Genomic DNA, 25,430 nt, shown 5'->3' with positions numbered 1-25,430 from the left:
CTAGTATCCCAGCCATTTTATTTAGAGCCATTAGCTCAGTTGGTAGAGCATCTGACTTTTAATCAGAGGGTCGAAGGTTCGAGTCCTTCATGGCTCACCACCAAAAAATCCCCACAAAGTGAAGCAAATGCTTCGCAGATAAATCCGAGTACTTTGCGGGGGCCCCAGCAACAAAATATAGAATCAACCATGCGGGTGTGGCGGAATTGGCAGACGCACCAGACTTAGGATCTGGCGGGCGACCGTGGGGGTTCAAGTCCCTCCACCCGCACCATTCATTAACCCTAGGATTTTCAGGGTTTTTTGTTTTTTATGTGAACAAATCTTGAAATTTTACTATAATAACGTAAGACCTTTGCTGTTTGTCGGCAAGGGTCTTACGTTTTTTTTTGAGTGGATGATTAAAACATTTTCCAAGTGGATCAGTTCTTTTCAGCCTATTACAAGTATCATTCACATTGAATTGGTAAGTCGCACAAATACGAAATGTGAAGTACTGAAAATAGAATGTTGAAAGGAGAATTACGATGGGGAAGAAAATGTCATCCATTATGAAAAAACTCCGATTCCTAAAGCCGAATGAACATTATTCTAATGGCTGGAGTGAACTATCGAAGCAGGATCGTGATTGGGAAAAGCTATACAGACGACGCTGGCAGCATGATAAAGTTGTTCGTACTACACATGGTGTTAACTGTACAGGATCTTGCAGTTGGAAAGTATTCGTGAAAGACGGAATTATTACATGGGAAACACAGCAAACCGATTACCCTAGCTGTGGCCCTGATATGCCTGAATTTGAACCAAGAGGGTGCTCGCGAGGTGCCAGCTTTTCGTGGTATGTATACAGCCCGCTTCGGGTGAAATATCCATACGTTCGTGGTGCGCTCTTGAATCTGTGGAGAGAAGAGTTGGCCAAGGCCAAAAACCCGATCGAAGCGTGGAAAAACATCGTAGAAAATAAAGAAAAGGCGAAAAAGTACAAGGAGGCTCGTGGAAAGGGTGGACTTGTACGGGGAAATTGGGAAGAGGTAGCGGATCTCATTGCTGCAGCAACTCTTTACAACATCAAAACTTATGGGCCAGATCGTATTGCAGGATTTACGGTCATTCCAGCTATGTCCATGTTAAGTTATGCCTCTGGATCCCGATTCCTTTCCTTGCTTGGCTCGCCGATGCTGAGTTTTTATGATTGGTACGCAGATTTGCCGCCTGCTTCTCCACAAGTGTGGGGTGAACAGACAGATTCTCCTGAAAGCAGTGATTGGTATAACTCTAGTTACCTGATGATGTGGGGCTCTAATGTTCCGATGACTCGCACCCCGGATGCCCATTTCATGACAGAGGTACGGTACAAGGGTACCAAAGTAGTAGCAATTTGTCCTGACTATGCGGAAAACGTAAAATTTGCAGACAATTGGTTAGCTGTAAAGCCGGGTTCAGATGGAGCGTTAGCTTCTGCCATGACCCACGTTATTTTGAAAGAGTTCTATGTAAACAACTCTACGGAGTACTTCAATAACTACACGAAGCAATTTACTGATTTGCCTTACCTCATCACACTCAAAAAGACGGGCAATCGTTATGTTGCTGACCGTTTCTTGCTAGCAAGTGATTTGGGATTGTCATTGAACAAATCAGAATGGAAACCACTCGTAATCGATGAAGAGACAGGCAAGTTGGTGGTTCCAAACGGCAGCATCGGTCATCGTTGGGACGATCAGGATAAGGGCAAATGGAATCTCAAGATGGAAGATCAGGATGGAAATACGTATAACCCGAAAATGAGCCTGTTGAATGGACATGATGAAATCCTGCCGATTGATCTTCCGTACTTCGATGACGCCTCAAGCAGTGTGCTAAGCCGTGATATTCCGGTAAAAAAAATCGAGACCGAAAATGAATCGGTGTACGTAACAACTGTATTTGATCTCATGCTTGCCAACTATGGGGTTGCTCGTCAGGGATTATCCGGATATCCAGAAAGCTATGATGAGATTCAAGCATACACCCCTGCCTGGCAGGAAAAAGAAACAGGTGTTAAAAAGGAACTGGTCATCCAAATCGCCAGAGAGTTCGCACAGAACGCAGCCGACACAAATGGCCGGTCCATGATTATCATGGGTTGTGGTATCAACCACTGGTATAACAGTGATGCCATTTATCGTTCGGTGATGAACCTGTTGATCCTAACTGGAACGCAAGGCGTCAACGGTGGAGGATGGGGACATTACGTAGGACAAGAAAAACTGCGTCCGCTTGAAGGGTGGTCCACGATTGCGTTTGCCCGTGACTGGAGCATGCCGAGATTGCAAAATGCCACTTCCTTTTTCTACTTCGCAACAGACCAGTGGAGATATGAAGACCTGCCACTAGGTGAATTGACATCACCTACTGTGGACAAGCCGAGATACCAGCATTCTGCCGATTATAACGCACTATCTGCACGTCTTGGCTGGATGCCATCGTATCCACAATTTGATCGGAACTCATTGAGCTTGTTTGACGAAGCGTATGAGAAAGGCGCACGTACAGATGAACAAGTGATTCAATACTCCGTCGATCTCCTGAAAAAAGGGGAGATGAACTTTGCAGTTGAGGACCCAGACAATCCGGTCAACTTTCCGAGACAGATGTTCGTTTGGCGATCCAATCTAATCTCGAGTTCGGGCAAAGGACATGAATACTTCTTGAAGCACTTGTTGGGAGCCTCCAATGGATTGTTATCAGAGGACGGTTCCGTAAGGCCGGATGAAGTGAAGTGGAGAGAAGAAGCAGGGATAGGTAAAGTCGATCTGTATGTCAGCCTTGATTTCCGCATGGCAGGTAACGCGCTCTACTCGGATATCGTCCTTCCGGCAGCAAGCTGGTACGAAAAACACGATCTGAACAGTACCGATATGCATCCATTTATCCATCCATTCAATCCGGCAATCAACCCGCCTTGGGAAGCAAAATCAGACTGGGATATTTTCAAGCATTTGTCCAAGCAATTCAGTGAGATGGCCAAGAAATACTATCCCGAACCTAAAAAAGATCTGGTTACTACACCATTGTTGCACGACTCGCCTGATGAAATTGCACAGCCATTCGGGCGTGTCCGAGACTGGAAAAAGGGTGAGGCAGAACCAATTCCGGGCAAAACGATGCCCCGGATGAGCATTATTGAACGAGATTATACAAAAATCTACGAGAAGTATATTGGTCTGGGTACAAACCTGGAGACAAAACCGATTGGCGCTCATGGGATTTCCTATTCTGTAGCAAATGAATATGAAGAATTGAAAAAATTGAACGGATTGGTTCAGCATTCTGGTGTTAGCAAAGGATTGCCTTCCATTGAAACGGCACGCCAAGCTTCTGAAGCAGTACTTCGACTTTCCAGTGCGTCAAACGGTAGAGTAGCTGTTCGTGCATGGGAGCAGGAAGAGAAGAAAACGGGATTGTCACTGAAAGACCTTGCAGAAGAGCGGGCTGCCGACATCTTTACTTTCGAAAGCATTACTGTTCAACCGAAAGAGGTAATTCCTACACCGGTATTTACAGGCTCTAACAAGAGTGGTCGTCGCTATTCACCGTTTACAACGAACATCGAACGGTTAGTGCCGTTCCGTACGCTGACAGGGCGCCAGCAATTCTATGTCGATCATGAAATTATGATGGAGTATGGAGAAGCACTGCCTGTCTATAAACCAACTCTTCCGAAGCATGTGTTTGGTCAGCAAGACAATATTCCGGATAAAGCAGAGAAAGAAATCACCCTCCGCTATCTGACACCGCACGGAAAATGGAACATTCACAGTATGTTCCAGGATAACCTGTTCATGTTGACCTTGTTCCGTGGCGGTCCCAATGTGTGGATCAACGACAAGGATGCAGCAGAAGTGGGCATTGCCGATAACGATTGGCTAGAAGTTTACAATCGCAATGGGGTTGTCGTCGCAAGAGCGGTCGTCAGCCATCGGATGCCACGTGGAACCATGTATATGTATCACGCACAGGATAGACACATCAACGTACCTGGCTCGACGATTACAAATGAACGTGGTGGAACACACAATAGCCCAACCAAAATACACGTGAAACCAACACAGCTAATCGGTGGGTATGCCCAATTAAGCTACGGTTTTAATTATTATGGCCCAATTGGTAACCAGAGGGACGTGTATGTCTCTGTACGTAAGTTATCGAAGCTGGATTGGTTAGATGAGTAATTGATCGATCTAGGGAAAAACAGCAAATAAATACGAATTTGATGTAGGAGGTTACGTATGGAAACAGCAGAACGAGAGGCCATCCTCGATAGTAGCGATTCGATACATGCTTTTCGGCTTTTGTCCATTCTGCTTGATTACCCGGATCAGGAAGGGTTTGATCTCGCAGCATTGCAAGAGGAAGTGAACCAGCTTGCTCATCCTAAAATAGCTGAACACTTGCAAAAGTTCATGACCTATCTGGGTGAACATGCAAGGGAAGATGTGGCTGCCATCTATGTAGATACTTTCGATTTTCATTCGCAGACATCGATTTACCTCACGCAGTCTGTCAATTCTGATGAACGAGAAGATGCGCTGGAGCAACTCAGGAAAACTTATGAAGAGATCGGACTTTTTCTGCAAACAGATGAATTGCCTGATTACCTACCACTTGTTCTCGAATTTGTCACTTTGGCTCCTTATGAGTTGGCTAGTGAATTGCTGATTGATTTTTACCCAGTGATTCAAGATATCAGCCATCTGTTAAACCAAACCGATAATCCATATGCATGGGTGATCGAGGCCTGCCGGAATCAGATTGATCAGTTTCTCTTCGTGGTGGAAAAAGTAAGGTAAAATCGGATTGCTGACAGGTAATGGATTTGTCTCAACATAAATGAGTCAAGTATAATAAATGAAGCGAAGGGTTTGCGATTAAGCAGGCCCTTTGTTGTTGTCTGGCAGATTTGCATTTTTGACACACTAATGGTATTTCTGTAAAATTAAAGGAGTATGTAATATAGAAAACATGGGCAAACAATAATTATCAGTAAATTTTAACTTTACTAATTTTTATAATTATTTTCTTGTTTTTCTAAAGTGAGTTCTTTACCGTTAGTAGTAAAACAAATGATACTCAAGTTGCGAAAAGATGGGAGATTTAGACGATGAGCATGATTAAACTAGAACATCCGCACAAATCAATTGAAGCGTTAATTCAAAACATCGAGAAGGTCCTGATTGGCAAAAAGCATGTGATCGAATTGAGCATAGTTGCTTTATTGGCAAAGGGACATGTTCTGCTAGAAGACGTACCAGGTGTAGGAAAGACGATGCTCGTCCGCTCTCTCTCTCGCTCGATTGGTGGTAATTTTAAACGCATTCAGTTTACACCTGACTTACTCCCGACAGATGTAACGGGTATATCAATCTTTAACCAAAAAACACTTGAGTTTGAATTCAGAACTGGTCCTATTTTTGGACATGTAATCCTGGCAGATGAAATTAACCGTACCTCACCAAAAACGCAATCGGCTCTGCTCGAAGCAATGGAAGAGCATTCCGTTACCGTAGATGGCATTACCCATCAATTAGCTGAGCCGTTTTTTGTAATGGCGACGCAAAACCCATTGGAATACGAGGGAACTTTCCCATTGCCGGAAGCACAGCTTGACCGTTTCTTGCTGCAACTTCACTTAGGCTATCCGACCGAGTCAGAGGAAGTAGCTATGTTGACCCGATTCGTGGCCCAAAAACCGATTGAGGAAATTAAACCAGTGATCTCTGTCGAGGAAATCCAGGCGTTGCAAATGGAAGTATCACAAGTGAAATTAAGTGAAGGAATAAAAGATTATATTGTGCGTCTTTGCCACAAGACAAGAAACCATCCAAACGTATACCTGGGTGTCAGTCCCCGTGGTGCATTGGGGTTATGTCGGGCAGCGCAAGCTCTTGCCTTTGTGCGTGGCCGTGATTATGTTATCCCAGACGATGTGAAAGAACTTGTACCTGTTACGTTCCATCACCGCATTATTCTGAAACCGGAAGCACGTCTTGAGGGAGCGACCGTTGATCGAGTGATTACGAATGTGCTTCAGGAGACGCGCGTCCCGATCAGCTAAAGGGCGGTGGAGTAGATGAAACAGAGGAAATATGGAAAGTTGAAAGTGATTGCCCTCCTCGGGTTGACCTATGCCTTTGCCAAATTCCAGGGGGGGTTCGCAAGTTGGTTTTTGTTTTATAGCTGCATTACTTTTTTTGCCTATGAATTACTGGCTTATGTTTTGATGTTTATGACATTACAAGTCACCCGTGAGATTGACCGTGATCGCTTGCAAGACGGTGAGGATGTGATTGTCACTCTGCGCCTCAAACGCAAGATTTGGTTCCCTTTAGGGTGGAACCTGGTTGTCGAGTCATTGCCGGATAAACTGTTGAGTCAGTACGAGCCGCATCGACAGCTTGTGTTTCCCTGGTTCAAGCGAGAAATTCAATTAACGTATGTGATTCCGTCTCTGCCTCGCGGATACTATCGCTTGGAGAACTGTGTAGTGAATGCAGGAGACTTTTTCGGATTTATTCAACGCACCAAAACATTCACATTACTTAATGATTTTCTGGTGTATCCTGCTTACAAACAAATCACGCATTGGCCTACAGGAGAAGGACGGATCAGTGGCAATGTTCAGGTCACTCATCGACGTTCGGATGATGTGTCAGCCGTTCGTGGGGTAAGGGATTATCAACGGGGAGACCGCTTGAGTCAAATTCATTGGCGGGCATCTGCTAGAGGGATGGGGCTCAAAACCAAAGAGTTCGAGCATCAAGCTATGAACCAGATTGTTTTTTTCTGTGATGTAAACAAAGACAACTATGCAGACAAAGAGAAGCAGCTATTTGAAATGGCGGCAAAACTGACGGCAAGTCTTGTCTATTATGCGAGCCGACGTCAATATCCGTTTGGCTTTGTAAGCTACCAAACTGAGCGTGTAGCTATACCACCCGGAAACACACAAACCCATTTCTTTCGTGTGTTTGACCAGCTAGCGCGGATGATGCCGGAAGGGGAGAGAGAGTTTTCGCAGATCGTAAGACGTGAGGCTCTTGAGTTCCCGCAAGGTTCGACTTTAGCAATTGTAACACCGTCTTTATCCAAACGAATGGTGGCTGTTCTCATGGATCTTGCCTCATCTGGACGGAAAATTCATCTTTTCTGGATTTATGAAGGGCAAGGAATAAAGGTAGAAGAACAACAGGCTCTGCAGATGCTTCGTGCGATGAAAGTGGAATGCAGCTCTGTTCACCTCCACGAATATGAAGAATTGAAACAGATCGGGGGTGCTTAGTCATATGGGAGCGTTTCGTTTTTTTAGAAGATTGACCGCCATGGAGTGGTTGGCAGGGTTCTTTCTATTTATACTGCTTCGTGAATGGTTATTGCCGCTGACTGAACTGACCGATACAAGCGAGCTTACACCATTTTTGCTCTTGGTTGCAGGAGTGCTTTTAGTCGATCTGTTGCTTGAGTGGCGGTGGTTGGGGCTACTGCTGAAACTGGGCGGTGGATTCTATTTACTTCACCATACGTTCTTTGCAACCCCGCTGTTCGATACGGAGTGGTTGAAGGACGTCTACTCGAGATTAACAACTGACATTCCCTTGTTATACTCGCAAAATTGGCTAGGAATGGCTCCAGTCAGCCGAAGCTTGTTATTTTATTTGCTGATTGTGTTGCTTGTGTCATTACTTTCTTATTTAATACTCCAACAACGTCAGGGGCTCTGGTTCGTTTTCATGACTGAAGCATACCTGGCCACGCTTGATACATTTATGCCGTATGATGCTGATGGCGGAATTATCCGTTCATTGATTGCCGGATTTTTAATGTTGGCTGTCCTGCATTTCTTGGCAATGGAGAGATTGGCAGGCAGTACGGGCAGGAATAAGTTTGCTTATTGGAAATCGCTGCTTGCTCCTGTATTGATTATCAGTTTGTCTGTAGGAATTGCTTACTCTGCACCGAAAAAAGAGGCTAGCTGGCCGGACCCGATCTCGTATTTTATGGGAAATGGCAGTGAGGGCGGTAACTCTTTGAAAAAGGTAGGGTATGACAACAATGACAGTCAATTAGGCGGGCCATTCGTTCAGGATGAAAGTTTGGTGTTCACGGCGACCACCAACGAAAAGTATTACTGGCGTGGTGACTCCAAAGACATTTACACCGGTCAGGGATGGCAAAAGGGAGACGTAAATTATCAAGCCATTCTCGAACCTCGTAATTTTAGTTGGGATGACAAACTGTTTAGTAATATTGAAACCAAAACAGTAGATGCAATGGTGCAATACAAGAACAGCGAAAAGCACGCCATTATCTTTTATGAAGGACAACTAACTCGTTTGCCCAAATATGCACCGCAGAATGCTACGATTCAATATGATGTGACGAACAAGCATGTACAGACACACGAAGGAATTGTGACGATAGCGGAAAGCACGAATGCAGGGAAGAGCAAAAATCAAAAGCTCATTGATGTGCCAAATCCGGTCTTGCTCAAGATGTTCAGCTATGAGGCTACCTCAGAGGTTCCGATTATCAGCGAAAAGCACTTCCTGAACCTGCAAAGTGATTTTCCTTTTTCCATTGAGCAGCAGTACCTTCAATTGCCGGACAGTTTGCCACCTCGGGTAAAGGAATTGGCCGAGAAAGTTACTGCATCAGCCAAGACGCCGTATGAGAAAGTAAGAGCTGTTGAGCAATACTTGCGTTCTAGTGGTGAATACAAGTACGAGATCAAGGATGTTCCAGTGCCGAAGGAAGGGCAAGATTTCGTAGACCAGTTTTTGTTTGACTCGAAACGGGGCTATTGTGACCACTTCTCTACTTCTATGGCGGTCATGCTGAGAAGTATCGGAATACCGACGAGATGGGTAAAAGGCTTTGCCCCAGGAACAGAAACGGATACAACTGAAACAGGAAAACGAATCATTGAGGTGCGCAACAAAGACGCACACTCATGGGTAGAAGTGTATTTCGCAGATACCGGCTGGATTCCTTTTGAGGCTACGACCTCGTTCGTCTCGCCTGTTCGTGTCGAATACGATGTGAATCAAGCGCAAGAAGAACAACCTGTGATCAATAACCTGCCAGTAGACCGTGAACAGCCAAATGCAGACGATCGTCTGGAGCGTTTGGAGGAAGATGAGAACACAGGGAATATTACGAAGCGAATTTCCTCAAGCTATTTCCTGATTTCCTTTGTGATTCTGCTTGGTGTAGCAGTTGTCTTGTGGAGAAAACGAGAGAGGCTGATGATTTGGTGGGTTCGCAAGCAAATCGCAACGTACCCTGAGGATCGTTTTATAGACAAGTACAGCAAACTGCTCTTTTTATACGAAAAAATTCTCATGAATCGTCAGGAAGGAGAGACTCTGCGCGAGTACGTCAAACGATTGTCAGTCTCGGGTGATGTGCGTCAGGATCTCTGGTATCTCACGAATCTTTATGAACAAATTCACTATGGCTTCAAAGAGGTAGAAGGCAAAGCACGGAATATTGCGAATACAATCCTGGATCGCCTTTCTCAGCAAATGAAGCCTTGATCATTTAACTCTAGTCTGCTAGAATGTGCTTCGATAGTATGATCTCTCGTATAAAGTCAGGGATATGGCCTGAAAGTTTCTACCGCTCGACCGTAAATTGAGCGACTACGGGGTGAGCAGCCAGAAGTACGTGTGTTTTAAGCGTATAGTGTACTGGGACTGTGCCTTTATCAGTAGGTGGCAGTCCCTTTTGCATAGGTTGAATCAATTTGCTACTATAATTTTTGAGATAATCTAGGGAGGGTATTCATGGACAAGCCGTTAGAGTTGATCGTTGTACTTGATTTCGGAGGCCAATACAATCAGTTAATCGCCAGACGTGTTCGCGATTTGGGAGTGTATAGCGAACTTTTGCCATTCAACACTTCAGTTGAAAGAATTAAGGAATTACAGCCAAAAGGAATCATTTTCTCCGGCGGTCCTGCAAGTGTGTACGAGGAAGGTGCACCAAAAGTAGACCCTGCTATTTTTGAATTGGGGATTCCAATCCTGGGTATCTGCTACGGTATGCAATTGATGACGCACCACCTTGCGGGAAAAGTGGAGCGGGCTGGATTGCGTGAATATGGAAAAGCAGAGATTCGCATTCAGGACAAACACGAATTGTATCAGGATTTGGACAGCAACGAAGTAGTTTGGATGAGCCATTCCGATAAAGTAGTACAACTGCCAGAAGGTTTTATTGTGGATGCTGTCAGTGATTCTTGCCCAGTAGCGGCAATGAGTAACCGTGATCGCAGACTGTATGGAGTGCAATTCCACCCAGAAGTTCGTCATACCGTTCGTGGAAATGAATTCATCGGCAATTTCTTGTTCAAAGTGTGTGGCTGCTCCGGAGACTGGACTATGTCCCACTTTATCGAGGAAGAAGTAGCGTCTATTCGCGAAATCGTTGGCAATAAAAAAGTGCTTTGTGCATTGAGCGGTGGAGTAGATTCCTCCGTAGTAGCTGCATTGATCCACCGTGCGATTGGTGACCAATTGACGTGTATGTTCGTTGACCACGGCTTGCTACGCAAGGGTGAAGCAGAGAGCGTAATGGAAACGTTCGTTGGCAAATTCGATATGAAAGTGATCAAAATCGATGCTCGCAGCCGTTTCTTGGGCAAGTTAGCAGGTGTATCTGATCCTGAGCAAAAACGTAAAATTATCGGTAATGAGTTCATCTATGTCTTCGATGAAGAAGCTCAAAAACTGACTGATATGGATTTCTTGGCGCAAGGTACGCTGTACACGGACATCGTTGAGAGCGGAACAGCAACAGCTCATACCATCAAATCTCATCACAACGTGGGCGGCCTTCCAGAAGATATGAGCTTTACGCTGATCGAGCCACTCAAAACGTTGTTCAAAGATGAAGTGCGCAAGTTGGGCTCTGAACTGGGTCTGCCAGACGAGATTGTTTGGAGACAGCCTTTCCCAGGTCCAGGTCTTGCCATTCGCGTTCTCGGCGAAGTTACCGAAGAAAAATTGCACATTGTTCGTGAATCAGACTATATTCTGCGTGAAGAAATCAAAAAAGCAGGTTTGGATCGGGAAATCTGGCAGTACTTCACGGCATTGCCTGGCATGAAAAGCGTAGGGGTCATGGGGGATGTTCGCACCTATTCCTACACAATCGGTATCCGTGCCGTAACATCTATCGATGGAATGACAGCAGATTGGGCGAGAATTCCGTGGGATGTGCTTGAGAAAATTTCCACACGTATCGTAAATGAAGTAGACAATGTAAACCGTGTCGTCTACGATGTAACGTCCAAGCCACCAGCAACGATTGAATGGGAGTAGTCATTTAGTAAGTATGATTTATAGAAATGACGGATGATTTTAAAGAAAAAAAGGTGAACGTTCGGTTTTTCGATTGACAGTCGACAAAATTCTTGCTAAACTCTCGTTGTAAGCAGAAAAGAATAAGGTTGTTCGTATAATCCTGAGAATATGGCTCGGGAGTTTCTACTAGGTTACCTATAATAACCTGACTACGGACGGAACAATTCACGAGAAAAGCGGAATTATGTCGATATTATTTCTTTCTATTTTCCGAATGTTCCTATCCGAGTCGAGGTTATACTAACCTCGACCTTTTTGTTTTCTGTGAGAAATAATTAATGTTAATTACAATTTTTAGGGGGATTAGCAGGTGCGTAAGTACTTTGAGTTTGACAAGCTTGGCACGAATTATCGCACAGAAATCATCGCAGGTATTACTACATTCTTGGCTATGGCATATATTTTGGCGGTTAACCCGTTTATGTTAAGCGGTGCCGACCTTCCGCCAGATCTGAAAGCCGGAAATTACCCGCCTTTTGAAGCGGTATTTACTGCAACAGCATTAGCAGCAGCGATCGGTACGCTCGTTATGGGTGTGTGGGGTCGTTTGCCAATTGCGCAAGCACCTGGTATGGGTTTAAATGCATTCTTTACCTTTACTGTAGTACTTACAATGGGTATCCCATGGCAACAGGCATTAGCTGGAGTATTTGTTTCTTGTACGATCTTCTTGATTTTGTCTCTTACCGGGGTTCGTGAAGCAATTGTTAATGCGATCCCGCAAGGTTTGAAATATGCAACATCTGCAGGTATTGGTTTGTTTATCGCTTTTATCGGTTTGAAAAATGCAGGTATTATTATTGGTAGTGACGCAACCATCGTTGCTCTCGGTCATTTGACTTTCCATGAAGGAATGGAGCCGGCGCAAATTTTAGCTGTGAAAAACGCATTACTCGCCGTATTCGGTTTGGTTATTACAGCAATTTTAATGTCTCGTCGTTTTAACGCAGCAATCTTCATTGGTATGGCAATTACTGCAGTTGTCGGTATGATTTTTGGTTTGGTTCAGGTTCCAACTCAAGTGTTTTCAGCGCCTCCAAGCTTGGAACCAACCTTCGGAGCAGCATTCCAGTATCTTGGCGATACCTCTACGATGTTCTCCATGAAAATGCTGATCGTTATCTTTACCTTCCTGTTTGTTGATTTCTTCGATGCTACTGGTACGCTGATCGGTGTTGCGAGCCAAGCTGGTTTGTTGAAAGATGGCAAGCTTCCTCGTGCAGGTCAGGCGTTGGCTTCCGATGCGATCGCAGGTATGAGTGGCGCGATCCTTGGTACATCTACTACAACAAGTTATATTGAGTCTACTGCAGGTGTTGCAGCGGGTGGTCGTTCTGGATTTGCTTCTGTAGTAACAGGCGGTATGTTCTTGCTTGCCTTGTTTGTTTCTCCGTTGCTCGCTGTAGTTACGTCTGCAGTAACGGCTCCTGCATTAATTATCGTTGGTGTTTTAATGGCTGCACACATGATTCATGTAGCTTGGGATAAGATGGATGAAGCACTTCCAGCATTCTTGACTGTTTTGATGATGCCATTAACATTCAGTATCGCATCTGGTATCGCTGCAGGTTTCATCGTTTACCCTGTGATGAAGATTTTCAATGGAAAAGCAAAAGAAGTTCACCCAATGATGTACGTACTCTTCTTCGTCTTCCTGGCATACTTCATCTGGCTCCGCGAATAGAATTTAAGAAAATATATAAGCTAATCTCGTAAATAACGGGATTAGCTTTTTTTCTCTCTACATATCCTGTAGTATGAGTGGGACACGGTTTTGGGGAGGCAATGGATATGAAGTGGCGAGTCGCTACCAATCTTATCGTAATACTTGTTTTGCTTCAGATGATCGTCGGGTGTATGTGGAGACCGGCTACTACGGAAGCACATATCAGTCAGACAAGCTCTCAGCAAGAAGCAGTCCGAACCAAGTATGCAGCAAATGTGCAGATCGACCCTGACAAGCACGCGGTTACAGGGACATTGTCTGCTCGTTTTCCTGTGAAAGATCAGCAGAAGGCCTATTTTCATTTGTACTCCAATGCATTCGTAGAGCGCCCTGAACTCTCTACGCCGAATTGGCTTTATATCTTGGGTGAAAACCGGATCGAAGGAAAAATGACCATTCATGACGTGCGAGTAAAAGAAAAGCCAGTGCCTTTCAAAGTGAACCAAACGATCCTTGAGGTTCCATTCGATAAGCCAGTCGCCCAAGGAGAAGCAGTGACTGTCTCCATGAATTTCACTTTGCAGGTGCCAAAGAATGACGGCAGATTATCCTATGATGATCATGCCATTTGGCTCGGAAACTGGCTGCCGATCCTTGCAGTAAATGAATCCGCTGGCTGGAGACTGGATCCCTATCTCCCGATTGGAGATCCGTTCTATAGTGAGGTAGCGGATTATGATGTGCAGATTCGTGTACCGCATCAATACCAGATCGCTACAACCGGTTTGGAAAGTTTGGCAGTAGTAACCGAAACAAGGCCAAAAGGGTTTAAATTCTATGACATTCAAGCTTTGAACGTACGGGATTTCGCAGTAGTTGCAATGGATGACAGCTATAGAAGCATCACGGCAAAAGTGGGAGAGACGCTGGTCAATACATGGTACCGGGTGGACGATCAGATGGATGCCGTGATGCGTGTGCATGACGTTGCCAAAAAGTCTCTCCAGTACTATAGTAAATCGTTTGGTGTCTATCCCTATCAGGAATACGATGTTGTCCGTACAGGCGGCTTTTTCGGCGGTATGGAGTATCCGAGTATCGTGTTTATACAGGATAAGTATTTCGAGACTCCTGGCGGGTATGGCGATGCTGTCGTAGCGCATGAAACGGCTCACCAATGGTTCTATGGCGTTGTAGGCAATGATGAGATCAAAGAAGCGTGGGTGGACGAAAGCTTGACTGACTATGCGACGATGGTGTTTTTGCAGCAGTACGACAAGAAGTCAGCCAATGAGTATATCAAACGAAGAGTGACAAGGGGGAACATGGCAGCCTCTTTGTATGCAGAACAAAAGATTAGTGCGTGGCAAAGTGTGGATCAGTTTCCTAACTGGCCTTCTTACAGTGATCTCGTTTATTCCCGAGGGGGGGCGATGCTTTGGAATTTGCGTCAAACCTGGGGAGAAGAGCGTGTGAATGAAGCGCTGCGTTATTACTACACGACACACCAATACAAAAATGCGACAGGAAAAGATGTAGTAGATGCTTTTACCAAAGTGGCAGGCGAGAGTGCAAATCCGTATTTCGATTATTGGCTTCGTCTCAAACCCGAGATGGAAAAGCCCGCATTCAACTGGTCCATCCGGGGCAAGAGCAAAGTACCAACCATGAATACGAAATAACGAATGATATTTTTCTTTAATCTGTTAAATGTTCGGGAATAGGTTGACAGTACTTCTTTTTCCTTGCTAAACTGAACCTTGGAATAAAGAATCGGTGATATAGAGAGGGGCAGCTTGGCAATGAATCAACCATTAGTCGGTGTGATCATGGGAAGCACATCTGATTGGGAAACCATGAAAGAAGCCTGTCTGATTTTGGAACAGTTGCACGTTCCTTTTGAGAAAAAAGTGGTCTCGGCACATCGGACGCCGGACCTGATGTTTGAGTACGCTGAGTCAGCCAAACAGCGTGGATTGGAAGTCATTATTGCAGGAGCAGGAGGTGCTGCTCATCTTCCTGGGATGGTAGCCGCCAAAACAGAGCTTCCTGTCATTGGTGTACCTGTGAAGTCCTCGAATTTGAATGGGCTGGATTCCCTTTTGTCGATTGTTCAAATGCCTGGCGGTGTGCCTGTAGCGACGGTAGCGATTGGCAAGGCTGGTGCGATTAATGCAGGTCTCTTGGCTGCGCAAATTCTGGGTATCAAATATCCGGAGATTCAAGAGCGTTTTATCGAGAGAAGAGACACCATCCGCAAGAGTGTATTGGAGGATAGTCAACTGCCATGAAAGTGATCAAACCAGGAGAGACGATTGGCCTTTTAGGTGGAGGACAGCTTGGACGGATGATCGCCTTGGCGGGCAGGGCAATGGGATACCGTTTTGTCACGATGGACCCGACGCCTGATTCCCCGAGTGGACAAGTTTCTGACTATCAAATTGTAGCTGCCTACAATCAGGTGGAAGCGGCCAAAGAATTGGCAGAGCGGAGCCAGGTGATTACGTATGAATTCGAGAATGTAGACGCTCAGGTAGCAGAAGTTCTGGAGACGAATGCGCATGTTCCACAGGGCAGTCGCTTGCTCCGCATTACGCAGCATCGCATCCGTGAAAAAACTGCCATCCAGTTGTTGGGGATTCCTGTCGCTCCGTTTCGTGCCATTCATCGTGTAGAGGATGTACGAGAAGCGGTAGAAGAATTCGGACTGCCTGTCGTCATGAAAACAGCCACAGGCGGATACGACGGCAAAGGTCAGTGGGTTATCCGTGAAAAGGATCAGATTGATCAAGCGTTCGAAGAATTGAGTCGTACGGGAGCCGAGCTGATTGTCGAGAAATTCATTCGCTTTCAGCTGGAGCTATCTGTGGTGGCTGCTCGTAATCTGTCAGGTGAGGTTGCGACATTCCCTGTGTCCCACAATATCCACGTAGACAACATTCTGCATTTGTCCATGGTTCCCGCACCGATTGACGCTCAAATTGCTGCTCGGGCAGAAAGAATTGCTGGCGAAATCGCAGATAAGCTGGAAGTGGTCGGATTGATTGCAGTGGAGATGTTCCTGACGGAGGACGGGGAGTTATATGTAAATGAATTGGCTCCACGACCACACAACTCCGGACATTTCACGATGGATGCTTGTGTGACATCTCAATTTGAACAGCATGTGCGGGCGATTTGCAACCTGCCTTTGGGGAGTACAAAGCTTCTCTCGCCTGTTGTCATGGTGAACATTTTAGGTGAGCATCTTGAGCAGGTTTTGAATCAGGCAGAAAAATTACCGTCTACTTTCAAGCTTCATTTATATGGAAAGAAAGAAGCGCAAGCGAAGCGGAAGATGGGTCACATCAATGTGATTGCCGATTCTGTAGCAGAAGCGCTTGAGATGATTGAATCAAAAGGAATTTGGAATAAAGCGGAGGTATTGAAATGATTGAACGTTATTCACGCCCTGAAATGCGTGCCATTTGGACGGAAGAAAATAAATTCAAGGCATGGTTGGAAGTGGAGATTCTCGCTTGTGAAGCATGGTCGCAAATGGGAGTAATACCGGCTGAGGATGTAGTTAAGCTCCGTGAGAATGCAGGCTTCGATATCAAGCGAATTTATGAAATCGAGGAAGAAACCCGTCACGATGTCGTGGCGTTCACCCGTGCTGTCTCTGAAACGCTGGGCGATGAAAAGAAGTGGGTTCATTACGGTCTTACTTCGACAGACGTAGTAGACACGGCTCTTTCTTATTTGTTGCGTCAAGCCAATGAGATTTTGGAGAAGGATTTGGAGGATTTCATTGCGATCCTTGCTGACAAAGCTCGTGAGCATAAAGATACAGTCATGATGGGCCGTACCCATGGTGTCCATGCAGAACCGACTACGTTCGGTCTCAAGCTGGCTCTCTGGTATGAAGAAATGAAACGCAATCTGGAACGCTTCCGTGCATCGAGACAAGGTGTTGCTGTAGGCAAAATCTCCGGTGCGGTAGGTACGTATGCAAACATTGACCCGTTCGTAGAATCGTATGTATGTGAAAAATTGGGCCTGAAAGCAGCGCCGATCTCTACCCAGACTCTGCAGCGTGACAGACATGCCGATTACATGGCAACCTTGGCTTTGATTGCGACATCACTCGATAAATTTGCAACAGAAGTACGTGCCCTGCAAAAGAGTGAAATTCGTGAGGTAGAGGAAGCGTTCGCTAAAGGACAAAAAGGCTCTTCTGCGATGCCGCACAAACGTAACCCGATCGGCTCTGAGAACATCTCTGGTCTGGCTCGTGTAATTCGCGGTCACATGCTGTCTGCTTATGAGAACGTTCCACTCTGGCATGAGCGTGATATCTCACACTCTTCTGTTGAGCGTGTGATTTTGCCAGATGCTACTCAATTGCTCAACTACATGCTGCGTCGCTTCATGAACATTGTGAAGAACCTGACTGTCTTCCCTGAGAATATGAAGCGCAACATGGATCGCACGTTTGGTTTGATTTACTCGCAACAGGTGCTCCTGAAGCTGATCGACAAGGGACTCAGCCGTGAGAAAGCGTACGATACTGTTCAACCACGTGCGATGCAAGCGTGGGAGGAGCAGCGCTCTTTCCGTGATATTATCGGTGAGGATGAAACCGTTCAATCTTTGTTGACCAAAGAGGAACTCGATGATTGCTTCGATTATCGTTACCATTTGAAGAATGTGGATACGATTTTTGAGCGGGTTGGGTTGAAATAAGGCTTTTTATAAGCAAAACAAAAACCTTAGCTTTCCTCAAAGGAGAGCTAAGGTTTTTTTGCCTTGTTAGCTGAGTGGGTTTTCTTACGCTTTGACGAGCGATTTCTCCGGTGTCACCGCATCATGAAGATGAACATTAAGCTCATTAGTATAAGCAATGGTTACTTCATCCGACCAGCCCATACGCTCTGCCATAAAAGCAATCACCTGGTCTTTCCATTGCTGCACGGTTTGAATATCGAAGAACAGCTTGCCGGTACGTCTGACGAAGAAATCTACCGGGGAGACAACCATTTCATACTCCATACCATACACAAGTGCTGCGTACAGGTCCAACGGGAGAGTGGTCGTGCTATTCTCATTGGAAAGTTCTTTCTTGCGTTCGCTAACGATATGGAACAACTGATCAACATTTGAACCGTACATACGTACTAACCAGTTTGCCTGTTCAGATGTCAGACCGAGAGACAAACCATGCTGTACTTTTGCCTGGATAAACTGGCCGTAATTGGCACTGCCGCCAACGTCACCGCCAGAGATCGGCAGATGTTTGGTAATGCATTCTTTATAAGATCCATTTCCTTCTGATTGAAGGAGAGAAGCAACTTGGGAAACGACGGTTTCAGCCATTTTACGGTAACCAGTCAGTTTACCGCCAGCGATGGTAATGAGTCCGGAAGGGGATACCCAAATCTCATCTTTGCGCGAGATTTCCGATGCGGATTTGCCTTCCTCATAGATCAACGGACGAACGCCAGCCCAACTCGATTCAATGTCATTTTCCGTAATGTTCACATCAGGGAACATGTAATTAATCGCTCGAATGATATAGGCACGATCTTCTTCAGTCATGCGAGGATGGACCAGATCTTCACTGTAGAAGGTATCGGTAGTCCCGACATAGGCTTTGCCGTCACGAGGGATGGCGAATACCATGCGTTTATCCGGTGTATCAAAATAGATCGCTTGTTTCAACGGAAAGCGTTTCTGGTCGATGACCAAATGCACGCCTTTGGAGTGTTGCAGCTTTTTGCCTGTTTTAGATTTGTCTTTTTCTCGCAAAGTATCTACCCATGGGCCAGTCGCATTGACGATTTTGCGGCCATAGATGCTGAATTTCTGTCCATCCAACTGATCGACTGCCTGGATGCCAATCACTTTGCCATCCTTGTATATGAGATCTTCGACTTTCAGATAGCTTGCTGCCTTGGCGCCGTAAGCGACAGCCGCTTTGAGTACTTCAATCGTGAGGCGAGCATCGTCTGTGCGGTATTCTACATAGTAACCGCCGCCGAGCAAATTCTCTTTTTTGAGCAGAGGTTCTTTTTGCATAGTAGTTTGGGTGCTTAACATCTTGCGGCGTTCGCTACCTTTGACGCCAGCGAGATAATCGTATACTTTGAGACCAACGGAAGTGCTGAGCATCCCGAAGGTTCCGCCTTTGTGAATCGGGAGAAGCATCCATTCCGGCGTAGTTACGTGAGGGCCATTTTCATATACGATGGCACGTTCTTTACCAACTTCTGCAACCATTTGTACCTCGAATTGCTTGAGGTAGCGCAGACCACCGTGAACGAGTTTCGTTGAACGGCTGGAAGTTCCGGCTGCGAAGTCTTGCATCTCGACAAGTGCTGTCTTCATGCCACGTGTGGCAGCGTCGAGAGCAATCCCTGCACCAGTGATTCCGCCACCTATAATAAGCACGTCAAACGTGATATTTTCCATTGATTGCAGGATATTCTTTCTTTCTAGACTTGAAAATGTACTGCTCATCTTCAATCTCCTCCTATCCAATTTGTAACACGGTTAAAACTGGAAACGAAAAAGAGACCACAATCCACACTATAGCATACGCTATAATGTATTGTGGTCTCTCCAGTTCTCCAGACGAGTTATTAACTTACGTACATTATATCATATGATTCGCTTACTTGAAAGCCATTGCTGCACGAACCGCTTTTTTCCAGCCAGTGTACAATTCTTCACGGTTCTCATCAGACATCGTTGGCTCGAAGCGACGATCGATATTCCATTGAGTTGCGATATCTGACTTATCTTTCCAGTAACCTACTGCAAGACCAGCCAGGTAAGCGGCACCGAGAGCAGTTGTTTCGTTCACAACAGGGCGCTCAACTGGTACGCCCAAGATGTTGCTTTGGAAGTCCATGAGGAAGTTGTTTTTAACCGCTCCACCGTCAACTCGAAGCGCTTTCAAAGAGATGTTAGAATCAGCTTCCATCGCTGCCAAAACATCTTTTGTTTGATAAGCAAGAGATTCAAGCGTTGCACGAACGAAATGCTCTTTGGAAGTACCGCGAGTAAGACCGAATACAGCACCGCGTACATCGCTATCCCAATAAGGAGTACCAAGTCCTACGAAAGCAGGAACTACATACACACCGTCAGTGGACTCAACTCTTGTTGCGTATTGTTCGCTGTCTTTTGCGTCTTTAAACATGCGAAGCCCGTCACGCAACCATTGAATCGCAGATCCAGCGATAAAAATACTGCCTTCCAAAGCGTATTCCACTTTGCCATCCAAGCCCCATGCAATCGTTGTCAATAAGCCGTGCTCGGAAGCAACCAGTTTTTCACCTGTGTTCATCAACATGAAGCAACCAGTTCCGTACGTGTTTTTCGCCATTCCAGGGTCGAAGCATGCTTGACCGAACAATGCTGCTTGTTGGTCACCAGCCGCACCTGCAATCGGAATTTGATGTCCGAAGAAGTTGTCTTCAGCTGTATGTCCGTATACTTCAGAGGAAGGTCTAACTTCTGGCAGCATGGATGCAGGAACAGTAAGAATGTTAAGTAATTCTTCATCCCATTTCAGGTCGTTGATGTTGAATAACAAGGTACGGGACGCATTGGAGTAATCGGTTACATGTGTACGGCCTCCAGAGAGATTCCAGATTACCCATGTGTCGATTGTTCCGAACAAGAGGTCTCCAGCCTCTGCTTTTGCACGAGCGCCTTCTACATTATCAAGAATCCATTTAACTTTGGTTCCGGAGAAGTAAGCGTCGATCAACAAACCAGTTTTTTGACGGAAGGTATCATTCAAGCCTTTTTCTTTGAGGTCGTTACAAATATCTGCAGTTTGGCGAGATTGCCATACGATCGCATTGTAAATCGGTTTACCAGTGTGTTTATCCCAGACAACAGTTGTTTCACGTTGGTTCGTAATACCGATACCAGCAACCTGTTCTGGTTTGATTTGTGATTCAGTCAAGCAAGTTGCGATAACTGACATGATGGAGCCCCAGATTTCCAGTGCGTTATGCTCAACCCAGCCTGGTTTTGGGAAGTATTGAGGGAATTCTTGTTGTGCAGTGTGAACGATTTCACCTTTTTGGTTGAAAAGAATGGCACGTGAGCTAGTAGTTCCCTGGTCTAAAGACAAAATGAATTTTTCCATGCAAATCCGCTCCCTTTATCAATATTTCATTCTATGTGAAAGAATTATGCTGCCAGTTTCTTTTGTGGTTGTTGCGATTGTTTTGGACTGGCGATATAAGCAAGCAAGAGAACAACGAGTGTAACTGCGAGTACGATCCAAAGGTTAGTCGTCACTTCTCCTTTGAATACTCCTTGATAAACGAGACCGCCGAGTGAGCCGCCAAGAAGAGGACCAACTACAGGAATCCACGCATATCCCCAGTTAGAAGAACCTTTTCCGTGAATCGGAAGCAGGAAGTGAGCAATTCTTGGACCTAAGTCACGAGCAGGGTTGATTGCATAGCCGGTTGTACCACCCAAAGAAAGACCGATGCTGACAATCAGGAAACCAACGATAAACGGATTTAAGCCTTCTGCAAATTTATTCGCTCCAATAGCCAAAATTGCTAAAACGAGGAAGAAAGTACCGATAATTTCACTTAACAAGTTTGCGAATGTATTTGGAATTGCAGGGCCGGTAGCGAAAACGCCTAATTTAGTGCCAGCATCTTCTGTTTCTTTCCAATGTGGCAGGTAATGCAAGTAAACGGCAGTAGCACCGATCATGGCACCAATCAACTGAGCAAAAATATAAGAAGGAACATCAGACCAAGGGAAAGCTCCAGTAAAGGCCAAGCCCAGTGTAACGGCAGGGTTCAAGTGAGCTCCGCTAATGCTTCCGACAGCATAAGCCGCTACTGCTACTGCAAGACCCCAACCCATCGTGATTACGATCCAGCCTGAACTGTTGGCATACGATTTCTTCAATGACGTACCCGCACACACACCTCCCCCTAATAAAATCAGTATTGCCGTTCCTACTACTTCACCCCAAAAAGCGCTCATACACAACATCCTCCCTTAATAATAAGTATCTATCAGTGTAAAAGAAAAAGAGATTCACACAAAAGCACCTCACTGTTGTGAGGAATACTTCTGGTGAATCTCCATCTCTCCGTCACCTGTATTAACTTAAGACTTATATTATTGGATCATGAAAACGTTGTCAATATGGAGTGTCACTCTTTTTTATGAAATGTTTCCAGAGGTCATGATTCGATGTCGTGATTGCTGTTGCGCCAGCTTTAATTGCCAATTCTACGTCTTCCACTGTGCGAATCAGCCCGCCTGCAAGAATCGGAATCTTGGTACGTTCATACACCTCGGCAATGATCTTGGGCATGGCGCCGGGAAGGACTTCGATAAAGTCTGGCTGTGTTTTTTCCAGCAGTGTGTAGCTTTTTTCCAAGGCGTTGGTATCCAAAAGAAAAATCCGTTGAATCGCCAGGACACCCTTTTGTTTTGCTTTCAAAATCACGCTGGTTCTCGTTGAAATCAGTCCAAATGGCTTAATTTCCTGGCAAAGGTATTCCGTCGCATACTCGTCATTTTTTAAACCTTGAATTAGATCGGCATGGAGGAACATTTTTTTGTTGTGCTTTTGGGCAGTCGTGTAGACACTTTTTAACTGTCCGATATGCGTATCGAGGAAAACGCCGTACTCATAGGGACCCTTTAAAATTTTCTCAAAGTCCTTCATATGTCGTGCGGCAGGCAAAATCACTTGACCATGGAAGCTCACAATCTTTCCTCCCCGTTCTTCACTGTCGGTACTATCGTTCCAGCTTACTATTATGAATCAATATATCATCACAGCGAGCAAGAGTGAACGGGGGAGGAAAATCTTTCGGGTGTTATTTCAAATTCTCAGGGTTCAACGCTTGCAGTTCTGGCACGACAAACAGGCCGTCTTTGCGAATCAGTACATCATCAAACCAGATTTCGCCGCCGCCAAACTCAGGGCGTTGAATTTGCACGAGATCCCAGTGGATGGAGGAACGGTTTCCATTGTCGGCGATGTCGTAGGCATTACCAGGAGTGAAGTGGAAGCTTCCGGCAATTTTCTCGTCAAAGAGAATATCTTGCATCGGGTTCAGGATATATGGATTGAAGCCGATAGCAAACTCACCGATGTAGCGTGCGCCTTCATCTGTATCAAGAATTTCGTTTAGTACTTTGGTATTGCTGCTTGTAGCTTCTACGATTTTCCCTTTGGAGAAGGTGAACTGGATATCGGTGAATGTCGTGCTGTGATAGTTGGTTGGTGCGTTGTAGTAGATGGTTCCTTCTACCGAGTCGATCACTGGAGAAGTATAGCATTCCCCATCTGGAATGTTCAGTTTGCCGTCGCATTTGATAGTTGGGATTCCTTTGATCGAAAAGCAGAGGTCTGTTTTCGGGCCGACAATGCGCACCCGGTCAGTACGATCCATCAATTCGACGAGTGGATCCATCGCTTTGGACATTTTGGAGTAGTCGAGATTGCACACAGAGAAGTAGAAGTCTTCGAAGCCTTCGAGACTCATATTGGCTGCCTGGGCCATCGATTTGTTCGGATAGCGGAGAACGACCCAGCGCTTGTTCGGAATTCGCTCGCCGAAGTGGACTTTTTTGTAGAAAATGCGGGAGTACATGCCCATTTTCTCTTCGGGGATATCGGAATATTCGTTAATGTTCTCAAACGCACGAACTGCAATGTAAGCATCGACGTCTTGCATGCGGGATAGTTCGTGTTTTGCCATTAACTCCATATGCTCTTCACTGGTTCCCATGATCATCGCACGCATGATTTCCTGATCCTTTACCGTAACCAATGGCAGGGCCCCAACAGCAAAAGTCTCTCGAACCAAAGCTTTCACAAGCGGAGTTTGCAAGCCGATGTTCTCAATTAGCAATTTTTCTCCTTTTTGCAAGTTGAGAGAGTAGCGAACCAGACGTTGAGCTAATTCTTGAATACGTGGATCCATTGATAAACACCTCTTTATTTTTGTAGTGGAGTTCAAAAAGGAGGAGGGTTTCCCGGATTTTTGAACATCCTTTAAAAACAGGCTTCATATAGGGCGAGAATGTCTGATTCATACAGCGATCTGGAGCTCTTGATATGATCAGCCCCACGGCCTCCAATACGAATCGAGTCTCTTGCCATAACAGGTAATGATTCTCGTGTGATGCCAAAATCGGACAGGCGTTGTGTGATACCAAGCTCACGATACCAGGCAGCAATCGCTTCAATCGTTGCTTCTGCCGCTTGTCGATCATCCTCAAAGCGTACGCCGAAGCATTCCCGTCCCATACGTGCGAGCCGATCCGGGCGATCTTCCAGAATAATTTGCTGGAAATACGGGATGGATAAAATCGCAAGCCCTCGTCCATGTGAGATGTCGTAGTAACCACTGAGCGTGTGTTCCGCTTGATGTAAAGGATACCTACCGCTGCGTCCAGCCAGGGTAAACGGGCTGATTGCCAGTGTGCTCGTCCAGAGAAGGGTGGCACGTGCTTCTTCGTTGTCAGGTTGATCCATGGCAATTTTCGCAAACGCAACTACCTGACGAATCAGCGATTCTGTAAAGCCGTCCTGGACGTGCTGTTTATGCGTGTCGATGACATAGGCTTCAAACAGATGGGAGAATATGTCGGCACAAGCTTCTGCTGTGACGTTGGGAGGAACGGTATAGGTAAGAGATGGGTCCATAATGGCGATTTTGGGCAACAGGCCGGACCCCGAAATAGACGATTTCTCGTGCGTCTCCCAATTCGTGAGGACACTCAATTCATTTGCTTCTGATCCAGTTGCAGCAACAGTAGGCACGGTAACAATCGGAAGTGCAGAAGAAATAGGCGCTGATTCTTTCGAGAGACCATTCGGGTTACCACGCATGTAGTCATAGATCGGACGTCCGGAATGAGCAGAGAGAGCAATAGCTTTGGCTGCATCCATTACGGAACCGCCACCTACTGCCAGAACGACGTCGCAGTGGTGTTCTCTTGCCAGACGTGCTCCTTCGTCGACGGTAGTAGTGCGTGGGTTGGGTTCAACTTTGTCAAACAGCACAAACTCTACTTGAGCTGAAGTTAAATAATCGATCACACGATCTACCAGGCCAGAAGCCTTCGCTGACTTTCCGCCTGTAACAAGGAATGCTTTTTTCCCTAGCGTCTTTACTTCTTCACCGATTCGAGCGAGTTCACCAGTTCCGAAGATGATTCGAGTTGTAAAAGACAGTTCGAATGGAAACACCTTGAATCTCCTTTCGTATCAACTGCAGTCTATTCAGCAAAAAAAATTTTCACAGCCATTGTATCACATCTGCAAAGAGACATTGAACATTTCCATAGTATGTATGTAATTTGAAGCA

The 25,430-nt window shown here is 45.6% G+C and carries 17 protein-coding genes, 2 tRNA genes and 2 riboswitches; of the genes, 13 read left to right on the top strand and 6 right to left on the bottom strand.

Annotated features, from left to right (window positions below; all coding sequences use genetic code 11):
* The first annotated feature begins 24 nt into the window (after positions 1-24).
* The 13 genes from ACPW7N_RS25360 (at position 25) to purB (ending at position 17,796) form a co-directional block, all read left to right on the top strand.
* Positions 25-100 (top strand) — tRNA-Lys (locus ACPW7N_RS25360).
* 91 nt (positions 101-191) lie between these two features.
* A tRNA-Leu gene (locus ACPW7N_RS25355) sits at positions 192-274 on the top strand.
* A 253-nt stretch (positions 275-527) separates the two neighbouring features.
* A complete protein-coding gene (locus ACPW7N_RS25350; RefSeq protein ID WP_425654542.1) occupies positions 528-4,214 on the top strand; it encodes a nitrate reductase subunit alpha in 3,687 nt (1,228 codons plus the stop codon).
* A gap of 57 nt (positions 4,215-4,271) precedes the next feature.
* The gene (gene narJ, locus ACPW7N_RS25345; RefSeq protein WP_425654540.1) at positions 4,272-4,832 is read left to right on the top strand and encodes a nitrate reductase molybdenum cofactor assembly chaperone; all 561 of its coding nucleotides are present in this window, start codon (positions 4,272-4,274) and stop codon (positions 4,830-4,832) included.
* Positions 4,833-5,143: 311 nt separating this feature from the next.
* Entirely contained in the window at positions 5,144-6,097 is a 954-nt protein-coding gene (locus ACPW7N_RS25340; protein ID WP_425654538.1) for an AAA family ATPase, read from the top strand.
* A gap of 15 nt (positions 6,098-6,112) precedes the next feature.
* Entirely contained in the window at positions 6,113-7,321 is a 1,209-nt protein-coding gene (locus tag ACPW7N_RS25335; protein WP_425654537.1) for a DUF58 domain-containing protein, read from the top strand.
* Positions 7,322-7,361: 40 nt separating this feature from the next.
* Positions 7,362-9,575, top strand: coding sequence for a DUF4129 domain-containing transglutaminase family protein (locus ACPW7N_RS25330; RefSeq protein ID WP_425654535.1), 2,214 nt, complete (start codon positions 7,362-7,364; stop codon positions 9,573-9,575).
* Positions 9,576-9,601: 26 nt separating this feature from the next.
* Positions 9,602-9,703: riboswitch (purine riboswitch) on the top strand.
* A gap of 121 nt (positions 9,704-9,824) precedes the next feature.
* Positions 9,825-11,363: a glutamine-hydrolyzing GMP synthase gene (guaA, locus tag ACPW7N_RS25325; RefSeq protein WP_425654534.1), complete on the top strand. Its 1,539-nt coding sequence runs from the start codon at positions 9,825-9,827 to the stop codon at positions 11,361-11,363.
* 112 nt (positions 11,364-11,475) lie between these two features.
* A riboswitch (purine riboswitch) is annotated at positions 11,476-11,577 on the top strand.
* Positions 11,578-11,715: 138 nt separating this feature from the next.
* The gene (locus tag ACPW7N_RS25320; RefSeq protein WP_425654533.1) at positions 11,716-13,089 is read left to right on the top strand and encodes an NCS2 family permease; all 1,374 of its coding nucleotides are present in this window, start codon (positions 11,716-11,718) and stop codon (positions 13,087-13,089) included.
* Positions 13,090-13,196: 107 nt separating this feature from the next.
* The gene (locus tag ACPW7N_RS25315; RefSeq protein ID WP_425654530.1) at positions 13,197-14,753 is read left to right on the top strand and encodes a M1 family metallopeptidase; all 1,557 of its coding nucleotides are present in this window, start codon (positions 13,197-13,199) and stop codon (positions 14,751-14,753) included.
* A gap of 120 nt (positions 14,754-14,873) precedes the next feature.
* On the top strand, positions 14,874-15,362 hold the full coding sequence (purE, locus tag ACPW7N_RS25310) for a 5-(carboxyamino)imidazole ribonucleotide mutase (protein WP_425654529.1): 489 nt from the start codon (positions 14,874-14,876) through the stop codon (positions 15,360-15,362).
* Entirely contained in the window at positions 15,359-16,504 is a 1,146-nt protein-coding gene (gene purK, locus ACPW7N_RS25305; RefSeq protein ID WP_425654528.1) for a 5-(carboxyamino)imidazole ribonucleotide synthase, read from the top strand. The genes purE and purK overlap by 4 nt, the downstream gene beginning before the upstream one ends.
* The gene (gene purB / locus ACPW7N_RS25300) at positions 16,501-17,796 is read left to right on the top strand and encodes an adenylosuccinate lyase (protein ID WP_425654526.1); all 1,296 of its coding nucleotides are present in this window, start codon (positions 16,501-16,503) and stop codon (positions 17,794-17,796) included. Before purK ends, purB begins: the two co-directional genes overlap by 4 nt.
* Positions 17,797-17,880: 84 nt before the next feature.
* On the opposite strand, the gene ACPW7N_RS25295 is transcribed toward purB, so the two are convergent.
* The 6 genes from ACPW7N_RS25295 to ACPW7N_RS25270 all read right to left on the bottom strand — a co-directional run bounded on the left by ACPW7N_RS25295 (position 17,881) and on the right by ACPW7N_RS25270 (position 25,312).
* Positions 17,881-19,569, bottom strand: coding sequence for a glycerol-3-phosphate dehydrogenase/oxidase (locus ACPW7N_RS25295; RefSeq protein ID WP_425654524.1), 1,689 nt, complete (start codon positions 19,567-19,569; stop codon positions 17,881-17,883).
* Positions 19,570-19,723: 154 nt separating this feature from the next.
* On the bottom strand, positions 19,724-21,214 hold the full coding sequence (gene glpK / locus ACPW7N_RS25290; RefSeq protein WP_425654523.1) for a glycerol kinase GlpK: 1,491 nt from the start codon (positions 21,212-21,214) through the stop codon (positions 19,724-19,726).
* Positions 21,215-21,258: 44 nt separating this feature from the next.
* Positions 21,259-22,080, bottom strand: coding sequence for an MIP/aquaporin family protein (locus ACPW7N_RS25285; RefSeq protein ID WP_425654521.1), 822 nt, complete (start codon positions 22,078-22,080; stop codon positions 21,259-21,261).
* Between the two features lie 160 nt (positions 22,081-22,240).
* Positions 22,241-22,816, bottom strand: a complete 576-nt coding sequence (locus tag ACPW7N_RS25280; protein WP_425654519.1) for a glycerol-3-phosphate responsive antiterminator — start codon at positions 22,814-22,816, stop codon at positions 22,241-22,243.
* Between the two features lie 112 nt (positions 22,817-22,928).
* A complete protein-coding gene (locus tag ACPW7N_RS25275) occupies positions 22,929-24,041 on the bottom strand; it encodes an aminopeptidase (RefSeq protein ID WP_425654517.1) in 1,113 nt (370 codons plus the stop codon).
* Between the two features lie 71 nt (positions 24,042-24,112).
* A complete protein-coding gene (locus ACPW7N_RS25270) occupies positions 24,113-25,312 on the bottom strand; it encodes an iron-containing alcohol dehydrogenase (protein WP_425654515.1) in 1,200 nt (399 codons plus the stop codon).
* Positions 25,313-25,430 lie beyond the last annotated feature (118 nt).

This window comes from Brevibacillus nigriterrae, assembly GCF_049846925.1.
Lineage (GTDB): Bacteria > Bacillota > Bacilli > Brevibacillales > Brevibacillaceae > Brevibacillus_H.
Note: the sequence above shows the minus strand (reverse complement) of the source record. Positions and strands in the feature narration are given on the sequence as shown.